Origin of the sequence: Bradyrhizobium sp. C9, from assembly GCF_002532045.1 — a bacterium.
Classification (GTDB): domain Bacteria; phylum Pseudomonadota; class Alphaproteobacteria; order Rhizobiales; family Xanthobacteraceae; genus Bradyrhizobium.
The window spans coordinates 1-13,923 of sequence record NZ_NWTG01000008.1 but is presented as its reverse complement, the minus strand read 5'-3'; the positions used below and the strand labels follow the sequence as shown (position 1 = coordinate 13,923).

16 protein-coding genes are annotated in these 13,923 nt (G+C 66.0%); 8 read left to right on the top strand and 8 right to left on the bottom strand.

Annotated elements, in window-relative coordinates:
• Window positions 1–156: 156 nt before the first annotated feature.
• Window positions 157–456, top strand: coding sequence for a DUF3572 domain-containing protein (locus CO675_RS18645; RefSeq protein WP_097673376.1), 300 nt, complete (start codon window positions 157–159; stop codon window positions 454–456).
• On the top strand, window positions 435–1,751 hold the full coding sequence (locus CO675_RS18640; RefSeq protein ID WP_198964659.1) for a DNA polymerase IV: 1,317 nt from the start codon (window positions 435–437) through the stop codon (window positions 1,749–1,751). Before CO675_RS18645 ends, CO675_RS18640 begins: the two co-directional genes overlap by 22 nt.
• 97 nt (window positions 1,752–1,848) lie before the next feature.
• On the opposite strand, the gene CO675_RS18635 is transcribed toward CO675_RS18640, so the two are convergent.
• Together CO675_RS18635 and CO675_RS18630 are read right to left on the bottom strand one after the other, a co-directional pair.
• The gene (locus CO675_RS18635; RefSeq protein ID WP_097673375.1) at window positions 1,849–2,250 is read right to left on the bottom strand and encodes a RidA family protein; all 402 of its coding nucleotides are present in this window, start codon (window positions 2,248–2,250) and stop codon (window positions 1,849–1,851) included.
• A gap of 144 nt (window positions 2,251–2,394) precedes the next feature.
• On the bottom strand, window positions 2,395–3,261 hold the full coding sequence (locus CO675_RS18630; protein ID WP_097673374.1) for a cell envelope integrity EipB family protein: 867 nt from the start codon (window positions 3,259–3,261) through the stop codon (window positions 2,395–2,397).
• Between the two features lie 263 nt (window positions 3,262–3,524).
• On the opposite strand from CO675_RS18630, the gene CO675_RS18625 reads away from it, so the two are divergent.
• The 4 genes from CO675_RS18625 to CO675_RS18610 all read left to right on the top strand — a co-directional run bounded on the left by CO675_RS18625 (window position 3,525) and on the right by CO675_RS18610 (window position 6,647).
• A complete protein-coding gene (locus tag CO675_RS18625) occupies window positions 3,525–3,992 on the top strand; it encodes a RidA family protein (protein WP_097673373.1) in 468 nt (155 codons plus the stop codon).
• A 3-nt stretch (window positions 3,993–3,995) separates the two neighbouring features.
• Window positions 3,996–4,748, top strand: coding sequence for a glycerophosphodiester phosphodiesterase (locus tag CO675_RS18620; protein ID WP_097673372.1), 753 nt, complete (start codon window positions 3,996–3,998; stop codon window positions 4,746–4,748).
• 155 nt (window positions 4,749–4,903) lie between these two features.
• Entirely contained in the window at window positions 4,904–6,154 is a 1,251-nt protein-coding gene (locus CO675_RS18615; RefSeq protein ID WP_097673371.1) for a GNAT family N-acetyltransferase, read from the top strand.
• A 67-nt stretch (window positions 6,155–6,221) separates the two neighbouring features.
• On the top strand, window positions 6,222–6,647 hold the full coding sequence (locus tag CO675_RS18610) for an HIT family protein (protein WP_097673370.1): 426 nt from the start codon (window positions 6,222–6,224) through the stop codon (window positions 6,645–6,647).
• A 114-nt stretch (window positions 6,648–6,761) separates the two neighbouring features.
• Here CO675_RS18610 and tsaA read toward each other — a convergent pair whose 3' ends face one another.
• From tsaA to CO675_RS18585, 5 genes are all read right to left on the bottom strand, one after another.
• On the bottom strand, window positions 6,762–7,253 hold the full coding sequence (tsaA, locus tag CO675_RS18605) for a tRNA (N6-threonylcarbamoyladenosine(37)-N6)-methyltransferase TrmO (RefSeq protein WP_050425557.1): 492 nt from the start codon (window positions 7,251–7,253) through the stop codon (window positions 6,762–6,764).
• A 3-nt stretch (window positions 7,254–7,256) separates the two neighbouring features.
• Window positions 7,257–8,237, bottom strand: coding sequence for a Bug family tripartite tricarboxylate transporter substrate binding protein (locus CO675_RS18600; protein WP_245452811.1), 981 nt, complete (start codon window positions 8,235–8,237; stop codon window positions 7,257–7,259).
• 61 nt (window positions 8,238–8,298) lie between these two features.
• Entirely contained in the window at window positions 8,299–8,643 is a 345-nt protein-coding gene (locus CO675_RS18595) for an AzlD domain-containing protein (protein WP_097673369.1), read from the bottom strand.
• Entirely contained in the window at window positions 8,640–9,392 is a 753-nt protein-coding gene (locus CO675_RS18590; RefSeq protein WP_097673368.1) for an AzlC family ABC transporter permease, read from the bottom strand. Before CO675_RS18590 ends, CO675_RS18595 begins: the two co-directional genes overlap by 4 nt.
• A 262-nt stretch (window positions 9,393–9,654) precedes the next feature.
• Window positions 9,655–10,764, bottom strand: a complete 1,110-nt coding sequence (locus CO675_RS18585) for a lytic transglycosylase domain-containing protein (protein ID WP_097673367.1) — start codon at window positions 10,762–10,764, stop codon at window positions 9,655–9,657.
• Between the two features lie 91 nt (window positions 10,765–10,855).
• Here CO675_RS18585 and CO675_RS18580 point away from each other — a divergent pair, with 91 nt between their 5' ends.
• Window positions 10,856–11,785 carry a glycine/sarcosine/betaine reductase selenoprotein B family protein gene (locus CO675_RS18580; protein ID WP_097673366.1) on the top strand — a complete coding sequence of 310 codons (930 nt, stop codon included), beginning with the start codon at window positions 10,856–10,858 and terminating at the stop codon, window positions 11,783–11,785.
• Between the two features lie 12 nt (window positions 11,786–11,797).
• Here the strand turns inward: CO675_RS18580 and CO675_RS18575 are convergent, their stop codons facing one another.
• On the bottom strand, window positions 11,798–12,799 hold the full coding sequence (locus CO675_RS18575; RefSeq protein WP_097673365.1) for a bile acid:sodium symporter family protein: 1,002 nt from the start codon (window positions 12,797–12,799) through the stop codon (window positions 11,798–11,800).
• A 105-nt stretch (window positions 12,800–12,904) separates the two neighbouring features.
• On the opposite strand from CO675_RS18575, the gene CO675_RS18570 reads away from it, so the two are divergent.
• Window positions 12,905–13,756 (top strand): LysR family transcriptional regulator, encoded by an 852-nt coding sequence (locus CO675_RS18570; protein WP_097673364.1) that lies wholly within the window; start codon window positions 12,905–12,907, stop codon window positions 13,754–13,756.
• Window positions 13,757–13,923 lie beyond the last annotated feature (167 nt).

Here is a 13,923-nt window from a genome sequence, read left to right as displayed (position 1 = left end):
ATGTGAATTCAAACTAGCGCCAGAATCGCTCTAACCCGTTAACCCGTAGTCCAACTTCCGCAGCGTGGTTTCCGTTGCTTGAACACATGCGGAAGACTCGGGCATGATGGGCCTCTCATTAGAGACCATAAGTTAACGGAAAGGCAAACCGGCGCGTTGAAAAAGCCTGTTCACAACCCCCGGGAAGTCGCTGAAATCGTTGCGATTCAGGCGCTCGGCTTCATTGCCGGCGATCCCGAGCGGCTGGGCCTGTTCCTGGCCGAAACCGGAATCGGTCCGGAGACGCTGCGGAACGCTGCGTCCAATCCTCAATTTCTTGCGAGCGTGCTCGATTTCGTGATGCGCGACGATGCCACCGTGAAGGCGTTCGCGCAGGCCTCCGAACTTCACCCGACCAACATCGCTGCCGCCCATCAGGTGCTGGGCGACCCGAAATGGGAGCGCGACGTGCCGTGACGACGGCAGCGCCAGCTTCCGACGGCCCCCTCAGTTTCTGCCGAGACTGCCTCGGCGATCTCGATATCAAGGTGAAGCGATGCAGCCATTGCGGCTCCCCCCGGCTGGTGCGTCATCGCACCCTGCCCGCGCTGGCGCTGGCGCATATCGACTGCGACGCGTTCTATGCCACCGTCGAGAAGCGCGACAATCCTGAGATCGCCGACCGCCCCGTCATCATCGGCGGCGGCAAGCGCGGCGTGGTGTCGGCGGCGTGCTACATCGCCCGCACCTACGGCGTCCGCTCGGCGATGCCGATGTTCAAGGCGCTGGAACTCTGCCCCGACGCCACCGTGATTCCGCCCGACATGGCGAAATATGTCCGGGTCGGGCGCGAGGTGCGCCAGGCGATGCAGGCGCTGACGCCGCTGGTCGAGCCGCTGTCGATCGACGAGGCCTTCCTCGATCTTGCCGGCACGCAGCGCGTCCACGGCATGATCCCGGCCAAGGTGCTCGCCAAATTTGCCCGCGACGTCGAGCGCGACATCGGCATCACGGTGTCGGTCGGGCTGTCCTGCAACAAGTTCCTCGCCAAGATCGCTTCCGACCTCGACAAGCCCAGGGGCTTCGCCGCGCTCGACCAGGACGAGGCGCGCGAGATGCTCGCAAGCAAGCCGGTCGGCTTCATCTACGGCGTCGGCCCCGCGACGCAAGAGAAGCTGGTGCAGCGCGGCTTCCGCGTGATCGCCGACCTGCAGCGCGCCGACGAGAACGAGTTGATGAAGCAGTTCGCCAGCGAAGGCCGCAGGCTGTGGCGGCTGGCGCGCGGCATCGACGACCGCAGCGTGGTGCCCGATCGCGGCGCCAAGACGATTTCGAGCGAGACCACCTTCGAAACCGACATCCGCGACTTCGCGACACTGGAAAAACTGCTCTGGAAGCTGTCGGAGAAAACTTCGGCGCGGCTGAAGAGCAGCGACCTCTCCGGCTGCACCATCACGCTGAAGCTGAAGACCGCCGATTTCCGCCAGCGCACCCGCTCACAATCGATCCAGACCCCGACCCAACTGGCCGCAAAGATCTTTGCGGTGACGCGGGAGATGCTGGCCAGGGAGATCGACGGCACCGCTTTCCGCCTGATGGGCGCCGGCGTCAGCGCGCTGCGCCCGGGCTCGCAGGCCAACGATTCCGACATGCTCGACCGCCGCTCGGCGCACGCCGAACGCGCGATCGACAATCTGCGGAAGAAGTTCGGCAACGCCGCCGTAATCCGCGGCATTGCCTATGAGGGGCCGGGGAAGAGCGCGGAGGAGTAATCGATCGTCATGGCCGGACTTGATCCGGCCATCCATCCAGACAGACTCTTCAACGAGCGATAGATGCGCGGGTCAAGCCCGCGCATGACGACCTGGATCAATCCGCGACGGCCACCGCCTCGATCTCGATCAGCCATTCCGGCGCCGCGAGCGCGGTGACGCCGACGAGCGTGGAGGCCGGCGGCTCCATGCCCTCGAAGAATGCGGAGCGCGCCTTGCCGATGATCGGGCGTAGCTCCGGCCTGTAGCCGACGACGAAGGTCGTGATCTTGACGATGTTGGAATAGTTCGCCCCGGCGGCTTTCAACGCCATGCCGAGGTTCTGCATCACCTGCGTGGTCTGTGCGGCGAGATCGCCGGCGCCGACCACCCGGCCCTCCTCGTCGGTGGAAACCTGTCCGGAAATGTAGATCGTGCGCGCACCCGTCGCGACGACGACGTGGGAGTAAGCCGGATTGTGATGCAGGCCGCTGGGGCGCAGATGGTCTGATTTACTCATGAGGTGCCTCCCTGACACACGCGTGTTTTGGGAAGCGTACTCGTGTCTGATGGTTCCGGCCAGTGCGGTCGTGCAAGGCTTGCTCAGCCGTCGTCCCGGCCTTCGCCGGGACGACACGGAGGAGTGAGTGGCGATCGCCACCCCTCACTTGCAGGGCTTGGAATCCTTGACGTCGAACTTGTCCAGCGCGCCCGAGATCACGAAATCGTTGTAGTCCAGGACCAGCGCGCGGGAGACGCCGTTCTCGTAGAGTTCGAACGACATCGCGTAGACCGGCGTCTGCTCGCCGTCCTTGGCCCGCGCGTCGCTGTCGTAGTAGCTCACCGTCACCGGCCAGCGCGTCATGGCCTTCATCGCATCGCTCGCCGTCGACGGATCGGGCGAGGAAGGCGCGCGATCGCCTCCGATCGGCCGGCCGATCACGGTCAGCGTGTTGTAGACCTTCTCGCCATTGTCCGAGCCGTCATAGACGGTCTGTTCGAGCACCGATTTGCCGTCGCGGGCGGCGGCGATGATGTGCTGGATCTGCTCGGTCGGGAACACGATCTTGCCGTCGAGATTGAACGTCTTCTTCACCGGCTGGGTCAGCTTCACGGTGATATGATCGCCGATGCGCTCGGCGATCCCGTCGACCGGCGACGAGTCGCTGTCGTTCATCCGCGTGTCGATCTTGAAGCGGTAGCTCTTGCCCGACGCGTCCTCCCAGGACGAGGAACGCAGATCGGACAGCGTCACCTTGCCCTCGCCACTGTCGAGTTCGGACACCTGGCGGAATTCGGAAGTGTAGCCTTCACAGGAGCTACCGGAGAAATTGTAGAGGATGCGCCCGCGCGCATCGCTGACCGAATTGGAGCCGCGCGATTTCACGAGGCTCAGATCGTAAAGCGCCTGATGCGCCAGAAACGGCCCGCCGGCCGCAGTGGCGCTAGACCCTTGGACCAGACCGGATCCTGCAGCAACGGCGATCGTGAGCACCAGGGCACGCGACGGATTCCGAAACGGCAAGGTCATGGTTTTTCCTCAAGGAGGCAGGGATTCGTCACAATAGTGACGGTGGTATTGCGCCGCAACTGGGGCAAATCTGACAAAATAGCAATGTGCCCAGCGAATTTGCCGTCATTTCCGGCGGCTTTCCGTGCGATTCCGCACGGCACGGCCGCGCCGCCCTCACCTTACCGTCGCTTGCAACCGGGGGCACGATGCGCGAAACAATCGAAACAAACTTGGTCCTGACCGCGTTTCAGGCTTCGTGCAAATCCAATTGGGGAACAAAAATGGCGGGTACCGTCGAACAGAAACTGGCGTCACAGGGCATCACACTTCCCCAGCCGACCTCCCCGGTCGCGAATTACGTCCCCTTCGTCCGCAGCGGCAACCTGTTGTTCGTCTCGGGCCAGGTCTGCTTCAACGCCGAAGGCAAGCTGATCGCCAACGGCAAGTTAGGCGCCGGCGTCACGCTCGAGCAAGGCGTCGCCGCGGCGCAGGGCTGCGCGATCAACCTCCTGGCCCAGGTCAAGGCGGCGCTCGGCGATCTCGACAAGGTCGTGCGCGTGGTGCGGCTCGGCGGCTTCATCAACTCGGCGCCGGACTTCTTCGACGGACCGAAGGTGCTGAACGGCGCCTCCGACCTGATGGTCGCAGCGTTCGGCGACAAGGGCCGCCATGCCCGCACCACCGTCGGCGTCGCCTCGCTGCCTGCGGACGCCGCGGTCGAGGTCGAAGGCGTGTTCGAAGTCGCCTGAGCGATGCGCGCCCCTGAGTGGCTGACCAAACGGCCGGTCGCCCATCGCGGCCTGCACGATGCCGCACGCGGCGTCATCGAGAACATGCCGGCCGCGGCCACCGCCGCGGTGTCAGGCAATTTCGCGATCGAGTGCGATATCCAGCTCACCGCCGACGGCGAGGCGATGGTGCATCACGACGATGCGCTCGGCCGCCTCACCGAAGGCTCGGGCCTGCTGTCGACCAAGACCGCAGCCGAGCTGAAGGCGGTGAAATTCAAGAACAGCTCCGAGCAGATGATGACGCTCGGCGACCTCTGCGCGCTGGTCGCCGGCCGTGTGCCGCTGGTGGTCGAGGTCAAGAGCCATTTCGACGGCGACCGCAAGCTGGTTCGACGGATGGCCGAGGTGCTGTCGTCCTATGCCGGCCCTGTCGTCGGCATGTCGTTCGACCCCGACCAGGTGCTGGCATTGCGCGAGACCATGCCGAACCTGCCGCGCGGCATCACCGCGCAGCGGACCTATGACGACAGTTCCTGGACCAAGCTGACGCCGGCGCAGCGCGACGGCATGCTGTACCTGCGCCACGGCTTCAAGACCGAGCCGCATTTCGTTGCCTTCTGGGTCAACCAGCTGCCGGCGCCGGCCCCCTGGATTGCCCGCAACGTGTTCGGCTGCCCGCTGCTGGCCTGGACGGTGCGCACGGCGGAGCAGCGCGAGCGCGCGGCCCGCTACGCCGACCAGATGATTTTCGAGGGGTTTGTGCCGGGAACCTGAGTTGTCGCCGGCAGTCTTGAACTCGTCGCTGCGACGCACGATGTTGTCGGGAGTTGGTCGTCATCGGCGATGGCGGAATGCGGAGCATGATCCGGAAGTGGAGCCAGCTGTTCCGGAAAGATCATGCTCAAAAGAGGCACCGGTCTTCACTCTCGATGGCGTCGTCTGAAATCACCCTAGAGGCTGTAGCTGACATCGGCGGCATTCCGGCCGCCGAATGGGATGCCTGCGCCAATCCGAAGACGGATGCTGACAGCATCCACAACCTCGACACGCTGGCCTCGCCCGCTGTCGCAGGCGATTGCCAGACGACCGCAAGTTCGAGCTATAACCCTTTCGTTTCCCACGCCTTTTTCGCCGCCGCCGAAGCCTCCAACTCGGCCTGCCCGCGAACCGGCTGGGGACCGCGGCATCTGATCGCAAAGCTCGACGGCCGGATCGTCGGCGTCGTTCCCTGCTATCTGAAATCGCATTCGCAGGGCGAATACGTGTTCGACCGCGGCTGGGCCGAGGCCTATCACCGCGCCGGCGGCAGCTATTATCCGAAGCTGCAGGTCTCCGTCCCCTTCACGCCCGCCACCGGGCCCCGGCTGTTGATCCGCGACGGCGTCGACCGCGAAGTGATCGGCTCGGCGCTGGCGCGGGGCCTGCGGGCGCTCTGCAGTGCCACCGACGCTTCCTCCGTGCACGTCACCTTTGCCCGTGAGGACGAGGCAAAGTTCCTGGGCGCGCACGGCTTCCTGCAACGGACCGACCAGCAGTTCCACTGGCACAATCAGGGCTACAAGACCTTCGACGATTTCCTGGGATCGCTGAACTCGCGTCACCGCAAGGGCATCAAGCGTGAACGCCGCGAGGCCGTGACCGCCGGGATCACCATCCACTGGCTGACCGGCTCCGATATCACCGAGGACGCGTGGGATGCGTTCTTCGAGTTCTACATGGAGACCGGCTCGCGCAAATGGGGCCGGCCGTATTTGACCCGGGAGTTCTTCTCGCTGATCGGCGAGAGCATGAGCCGGGACGTGCTGCTGGTCATGGCCAAGCGCAACGGGCGCTGGATCGCCGGCGCCATCAACTTCATCGGCTCGGATACGCTGTTCGGCCGCAACTGGGGCGCGATCGAGCATCACCCGTTCCTGCATTTCGAGGTCTGCTATTACCAGGCGATCGATTTCGCGGTTCAGCGCGGGCTCAAGGTGGTCGAGGCCGGCGCGCAGGGCGAGCACAAGCTGGCGCGCGGCTACCTGCCGCAGACCACCTATTCGGCGCATTTCATCGCCGATCCCGGCCTGCGCCGCGCGATCGCCGATTACCTCAAGCGTGAACGTGATTATGTCGCCGAGGTCGGCCGCGAGCTCACCGAGGCCGGCCCGTTCCGCAAGACCGTCGACGACGACGCTTGACGTTTGCCTCGCGACCGAGAAATTAGATTTTCAGATACAGACTTGCAAAATCCAGGGAGCCGCCGCCATGCCCGCCGCCTATGACAACAGCAACCCCTTCGCAAAAATCCTGCGCGGCGAATTTCCGTCCTACAAGGTCTACGAGAACGAGCACGTGCTCGCCTTCCTCGACATCATGCCGCGCTCGCCCGGGCATACGCTCGTCATTCCGAAGGCCCCTGCCCGCAACATCCTCGACATCACGCCGGACGACTACGCCCACGTCGCACGCGCCGCCCACAAGATCGCCGCCGCCGGAATGAAGGCGTTCGAGGCCGACGGCATCACCGTGCAACAATTCAACGAGCCCGCCGGTGGCCAGGTCGTGTTCCATCTGCACATGCACGTGATGCCGCGCAAGGACGGTGTCGCGCTGCTGCCGCCCGCGAGTCACAAGGAAGACGGCAAGGTGCTGGAGGCGCATGCGGCGAAGCTGATCGCGGCGTTGAAGTGACGCCATCGGCGTCATCCCCCGGTGCGCAATTGCGCACCTGAGGGCGGCGCGTAGCGACGAACCGGGATCTCGAGACTCCGGGCTCGATGCGTGGCATCGCCCCCGAATAACGGCTCACTCCGTCTCGAAATCCCCGGCCTGCGGCGGAGCTAGCGGCGTGAACTCGCAGCGGTCGGGCTTGACGTCGATCAGCGGCGTTTCGTCGAGGCAGTCGAGGCCGCGCACCAGGATGACGTTGCCTTCGACGCCGACCAGCTTGACGATCGAGGTCCCGATCGGATTGGGGCGCACCGGCGAGCGCAGCGAGAAGGTGCCGCGGGTGTTGCCGTTGTTCTTCGGGCTTTGCAGCACGATGTCGCGGCGCGACTGGTGCAGCCAGTACAGCACTTCGAGGTTCGAGTAGAAATCGACGCCCTTGATCGCGGCGACCCAGGGCTCGAAGATCTCGAGCCGGCACACCGGACCGTCATGCCGCCCCTGCCGCGGCGTCGCCAGCCGCGAGGTCCAGGGCGTGCGGATGCGGCCGATGAAGACGAGCCCGGCATCGCGCGCCGCCGGCATGTCGACCGCGACCTCGCCCTGGCGCAATTCCATTTCACGTACCATGTGTCAGTCCAACGATATGTTCAGCGCCTTGACCACGCCCGCCCACCGCGCGCGATCGGCACCTACGAATCTGTCGATCTCGGCCTGGCTCTTCACGCGCAGCGGCGGAAAGCCGATCCTGACCAGCGAAGCGCGAAACGCCTCGTCGTTCAAGGCCCGGTCGAGACTCGCCTTGATCTTGCCCGCGATCTCGTCAGGCACTTTCGACGGCGCTGCAATACCATACCAGACGCTCACCGCATAACCGGGATAACCGCTCTCGGCAATCGTCGGCAGGTCGGGCAGATCGGGAATGCGCTCGGTCGAGCTGACGCCGAGCGCGCGCAGCATGCCTGACTTGACCGGCGGCAGCGCGGTGCCGAGCGTGTCGAACATCAGCTGGATGTTGCCCGACAGCAAATCCTGCAACGCGGGCCCGGCGCCCTTGTAGGGCACATGGGTCATCTCGACGCCGGCCATCTGCTTGAACATCTCGCCGGCGAGGTGAACGGTGCCGCCAGTGCCGGCCGATCCGAAATTGAGTTTTCCAGGATTCTTCTTGGCGTAGGCGACGAACTCCGCGATCGTCTTTGCGGGCACTGACGGATTCACTTCCATGATCATCGGCGCATCCGTGATGACGGACAGCAGGCGGAAATCCTTCGCCGGATCGTAGGGCAGCTTCTTGTAAAGCAGCGGATTGAGCACGAAGATCGAGGCTGCCGTCACGAACAACGTGTAGCCGTCGGGATCGGAACGCGCCACCGCCTCGGCGCCGATCGCGCCCTGCGCGCCGGCCTTGTTCTCGACCACGACCACCTGCTTGAGATCGCGCCCGAGATATTCGCCGACGATGCGGCCGAGCACGTCGGTCGGTCCGCCAGCGGCATACGGCACCACGAGCTTGATCGGGCGCGTCGGATAATCCGCGGCACGCGCCGGCAGCGCCACAGTCAGCAAGGCAGTCAGAGCCACGATGAAGGCCGATGATGCGCGTCGCCGCATGGCGTTCCCCCGTTATTGTCTTCTTGGAGAACGAGAGTAGCGGATAATGCGGTGGCCGCAATCAGCCGAGCCAGTATTTGCCGGACAGCATGACGATTTCGCCCACGATCACGCCGGCGAAGATCGATTTCCTCGCCAGCATGAACGCTACAAATCCTGCGGCGACGGCGCCGTAACGCAGCCAGTCCGGCACGCTCGCGAGCGCGCCCGGCGGCTGCACCACGATCTGCGCGATGATCCCGGCGAGGATCGCGGTGGCGACCGCCCTCACCCAGACCAGAAGCTCGGAGTTCTCGTCGATGCCGCCGCCGAACCACAGGCCGAGCATGCGCCAGATCTGGTTGGGGATGACGCCGGCCACGAACAGGATCGCAAGCGCGTGCCAGTCGCCGATGAAGCCGCTCATGCGCGCGCCCTCACGATGCCCGCCCTCGCCCGGTGCACGCCGTAGGCGATGGTTCCCGCCACGACGCCGCTGACCAGGATATCGACGCCGCTGTTCAGCAGCGCCGCCAGCGGGAACAGCAGCAGCCCGAGCACCAGCGCAATGACGTCGGCGAGCTCGCGGCAGTTGCGCGCGGTGGAGAACAGGAAGGCGAGCGGCGTCAGCATCAGCATGCCGGCGGCGAGCAGCGGCGTGAGGTTGGCCGCGAGCGTATAGCCGATCGTGTTGGCGATCAGGCAGACCGAGACGAGCCCCAGGCCGAGCCCGTGGATGAAGGCGATCCGCCGATTGCGCGGCACCTGCGGCAGGAAGCGGTAGCATTCGACCCACAGCGTCACTGCGGTCAGATGCGCCACCAGGATCAGATGCCGGCGCTTGGTGTCTTCCGTGCGCATCAACGGCAACACCGACACCACCATCGGAAACAGCCGGATCGCGCTGACGGTGACCGCGATTGCCGATTGCAGCACGGTGGCGCCGGAGCCGAGCGTCGTGATCACGATGATCTGCGCGGGCCCCGCCCAGACGAACGCCGTGCTCGCCAGGGTCCAGCCCAGCGAGAAGCCGCTATCATGCGCCAGCGCGCCGATGCCGAGATAGGTCGCAAACAGCACCAGGGTCAGCACGGTGGCACCGATCGACCGCGCGCCCCACAGGAAGGCGCGGAACGAGGTCTGCCATTGCGGAGAATCGAGCGGAGGAAGCGCCACGGGAAGCCGGATGGTTTTGCAATGTCGGCGGCTTAGGGCGCGGTGCTCAATGGGTCAAGCAAGCGGCTGCACAGGGCGGGTATGCGCCTTGGTAGCCCGGATAACCTCTGTCCGTCATTCCGGGGCGATGCGCCAGCATCGAACCCGGAATCTCGAGATTCCGGGTTCACGCTTCGCGTGCCCCGGAATGACGATAGTACGAAGCGCCATTCGAGATATCCCGGATTTCGCTTCGCTTCATCCGGGCTCCGCAGCTACGCGATCACGCCCGGTTCTTCAGCACGAAGCATGCCCCGCCCGCCTTGCGGATGCGGTTGCACAGGCCGTCGGCCTCGGGGCGCGTGTCGGCGCCGATACGCACCTGGTAGAACATCGCGCTGCCGCGGCTGCGCAGCCGCGAGCCGAGCAGGCTCGGATCCTGATCGCCGATCACGTTCGATAGCCGCTTGATGGCGCGGGCATACATCGCCAGCGCCTTGTCGCGGCTGAAGCCGGCGGCGAGCTGCACGCCCCAGACCTTGGCCGCCGACAGCGTGATGTGCTGCTCGAGCCCGGCCACGAACGGATTCGGCGCGCGCTTCAACAGCGCCATCAGCTCACGGCAGCTCGTGGTCGGCGCACGCTGGGGCATCTTGCCGTTGCGACCGGCGGCAGCCCAGTCGTCGACGCTGGAGCCGGTGATCGCGGAAACGTAGTTGCGCGTCTCCTGCGGCATGTAGCCGGAGCCGGCGAGCCAGTCCTGGATCCGGCGCGGGCCGGCATTATAGGCGGCGGCCGCGAGACCGAGATTGCCGAACTGGTTACGCAGCTCGCTGAGGAATTCGGCCGACTTCGGCAGCGCCTGCACCGGATCGAGCGGATCGAGCAACCCGCGCTCGTTGGCGGTGCCCGGCATGAACTGCGCGATGCCCTGTGCCCGCTGGCCGTTCCGCGTCATGGGACCAACCGCATCGGCCTGGAAACGGCTCTCCTGCCAGATCACGCGCGCGAAGAATTCGAGCGGCAGATCGTTGGCTCGCGCCGCCGACTCGATCATCAGGCACATCGCCTCGCGGGTGTCGCTTTCGCGCGCGTCGTCCGCCGGCTTGTCGGTTGCCGCAGCGGGCTTCTCGGCAGGTGTCGCGGGCGTGGCAGCAGCAGGTCTCTCGGCCGATGGTGCGGCCTGCTCGCCCGGCGGCGGCGTAGCCTGCTCCGCCGGCGTGGCCGCGGGCTTCTCGGCGGGCGCGGCTGGCTTGTCCGCGGGCGGCGTTGCGGGCTGCTCGGCGGTTGGCGGTGGCGCCGGGGCTGCGGCAGGCGCGTCCTCCGCGCCGGCGCCGGCCGGCGGCACCAGCAACACAAGCGTGACCCATGCGGCGCAAAGACCTGTTCGCATCGCAAATCTGTTCCCGCGCGGCGCGGCTTGACACCGCAAGCTCGTGGTCTAGCTATGGACTGAAATGATGGCGCGCAAAAGGGAGCGCAAAATGGCCGCAGCTTCAGACGATCAACTCGGCTTTGCCCCCGACGACGACGCCCCGATCGGCTACATGAAGCGTACCCGCGATTATTACGCGGCGATCGGCTACACCACCCCGTACCGCTGGGCGCACTACACCTCCGCCCCGTTCCAGCCCCTGCAGAAGCCGCTGAGCCAGTCCCGCGTCGCGATCATCACGACCGCGGCACCGTTCGATCCCGCCAAAGGCGACCAGGGCCCCGGCGCCAAATACAATGGCGGGGCAAAATTCTATGCGGTCTATGACGGCGACACGTCGCAGCAACACGATCTGCGGATTTCCCACATCGCCTATGACCGCATCCACACCACGGCGACCGACAGCGGCACCTGGTTCCCGCTGGCGCAACTGAAGCGCCTCGCCGCGGAAGGCAAGATCGGCGAAGTCGCGCCGCGCTTCTTCGGCGCCCCGACCAACCGCAGCCACCGCGTCACCATCGAGACCGATGCGCCGGAAATCCTCAGGCGTTGCCGAGACGACAAGGTCGACGCCGCGGTGCTGGTGCCGAACTGCCCGGTCTGCCACCAGACCGTCAGCCTGGTCGCGCGGCATCTCGAAGCCAATGGCATCCCGACCGTCGTGATGGGTTGCGCCAAGGATATCGTCGAGCACGCCGCGGTGCCGCGCTTCCTGTTCTCGGATTTCCCGCTCGGCAACTCCGCCGGCAAGCCGCATGACGCGCCCTCGCAGGCCCTCACGCTGGAGCTCGCGCTGCGCGTGCTCGAGACTGCGCCTGGTCCGCAGACCACCGTGCAGTCGCCGCTGCGCTGGAGCGAGGACTCGTCCTGGAAGCGCGACTACAGCAACGCCGACGCGCTCAGCGCCGAGGAGCTGGCGCGCCTGCGCCGCGAGTTCGACGCGCAGAAGGAAATCGCGAAGGGCCTTCGCGTGGCGTGAGGCCTACCCCACTCACGCTGTCATCGCCCGGCTCGACCGGGCGATCCCGTCGCCGCCGGCATAGCGCCGCGCCAGCGCGGCGCAGGTCATCAGCTGGATCTGGTGAAACAGCATCAGCGGCAGCACGATCAGGCCGACCGACTGCCCGGCGAGCAGCACGCTCGCCATCGGCAATCCGCTCGCCAGGCTCTTCTTCGAGCCGCAGAACATGATGGCGATGCGGTCGGCGCGCGAGAAGCCGAGCAGCTGGCCGCCGAAATTGGTGATCAGCAGCACGATCACGAGCAGCAGCGCATCGAGGCCGAGCACGATGGCCAGCTGGCCTGCGTTGACCTGGTGCCAGATGCCGTGGCTGACGCCGTCGCTGAACGCGGTATAGACGATCAGGAGGATCGAGCCGCGGTCGACCAGGCCGAGCATCGCATGATGCCTTTCGACCCAGCGGCCGATCAGCGGCCGCGACAACTGTCCCGCCACGAACGGCAGCAACAGCTGCACGACGATGTCGAGCGCGGCATTGCCGGAGAACCCGCCATGGCTGGAGAGCAGCACACCTGCCAGCAGCGGCGTCGCGACGATACCGAGCAGATTGGAGGCGGTCGCCGAACAGAGCGCCGCCGACACGTTGCCGTGCGCGATCGAAGTGAAGGCGACCGACGACTGCACCGTCGACGGCAGGATGCAGATCAGGATCACGCCCGCCCACAGCGCCGGCGTCAGCAGATGCGGCGCCAGCGCATGGGCCGCGAGCCCAAGCAGCGGGAACAGGGCGAAGGTCGACAGGAAGATCACGAGATGCAGGCGCCAGTGCCGGGCGCCGACCAGCGCCTCCCTGGTCGACAGCCGGGCGCCGTGCAGGAAGAACAGCAGCGCGATCGCGGCATCAGTGGCATGGCCGCCGATCACCGTGCCCTGTCCGTGCAACGGCAGCAGCGTGGCGAGACCAACCATGCCGACGATGGCGGCGATGTAGGGGTCGACAGGCACGAATGAGCGCAGGCGGCTGATGGTCATGGTGGCTTCCTTTCCTTGTCCCGAAAATGGCCCTCCCCACGCCGATTGTGAACCGCGCTTACCGATGTTATTGTCATTACGTTGTATAATGACGGATCCCTCGCGATGCTCGACCCGGCCCAGCTCGAAACCTTCCTCACCGTGGTGCAGACCCAGAACTTCACCGAGGCCGGCCGCCGCCTCGGCCTGAAGCAGTCGACGGTCAGCCAGCACATCCGCAAGCTCGAGGCGGCCGCCGGGCGCCGCCTGTTCGTGCGCGACACCCATTCGGTCGTGCTCACCGCCGACGGCGAGGCGATGACGGGGTTTGCGCGACCGATCCTGGAGGCCAATGCCCGCGCCCGCGATTACTTCGCGGGGTCGCAGGTGCGCGGCAAGGTCCGGTTCGGCGCCGCGGAGGATTTTGCAAGCTCCCGCCTGCCCGATCTGCTGCGCGACTTCGTCCGCCGCCACCCGCAGGTCGATCTCGAGCTGACGATCGGTCTCAGCGCCGTGCTGTACCAGCAGCTCGACGCCGGTGAGCTCGATCTCGTGCTCGGCAAGCGGCGGCCCGGCGACGCACTGGGCCAGCTGGTGTGGCAGGACCGCCTGGTGTGGACCGGTGCGCCCGGCATGCGGCTCGATCCCGACCAGCCTTTGCCCCTGATCCTCTACGCGCCGCCGAGCGTCAGCCGCAGCGTGGTGCTCGAGGCAATGGAACGGTTCGGGCGGCCCTGGCGCATCGTCTGCTCCAGCGGCAGCCTCAGCGGCCTGCGCGCTGCGGCGCTGGCTGGCCTCGGCATCACCCCGCAGGCACAGGGCCTGATCCCGGACGGACTGGAGGCAATGCCGGCGGCAGGCCTGCCTCCGCTGGGCAACGTCGAATTCGTGGTCCGCACCGCCCGCCGGACCAAACGCGGCCCGGCCGCAGAACTGGCGCAGGCGATCACGGAACGCGGCGGCCGGCTGCGGCCGTAGCAATACAGAGGAAGTGAAGCTACATCCTCGTCCACGCCGTCATCGCCCGGTCAAGCCGGGCGACGACACCGAGCCGCCCGTATGATTTCGGAATAATAGAAGTCTACCGCTGAGTTGCCCGACATGTCAAGTTGCCGTGTCCGCCGGTGTCAGTAGCTCGTGATCTG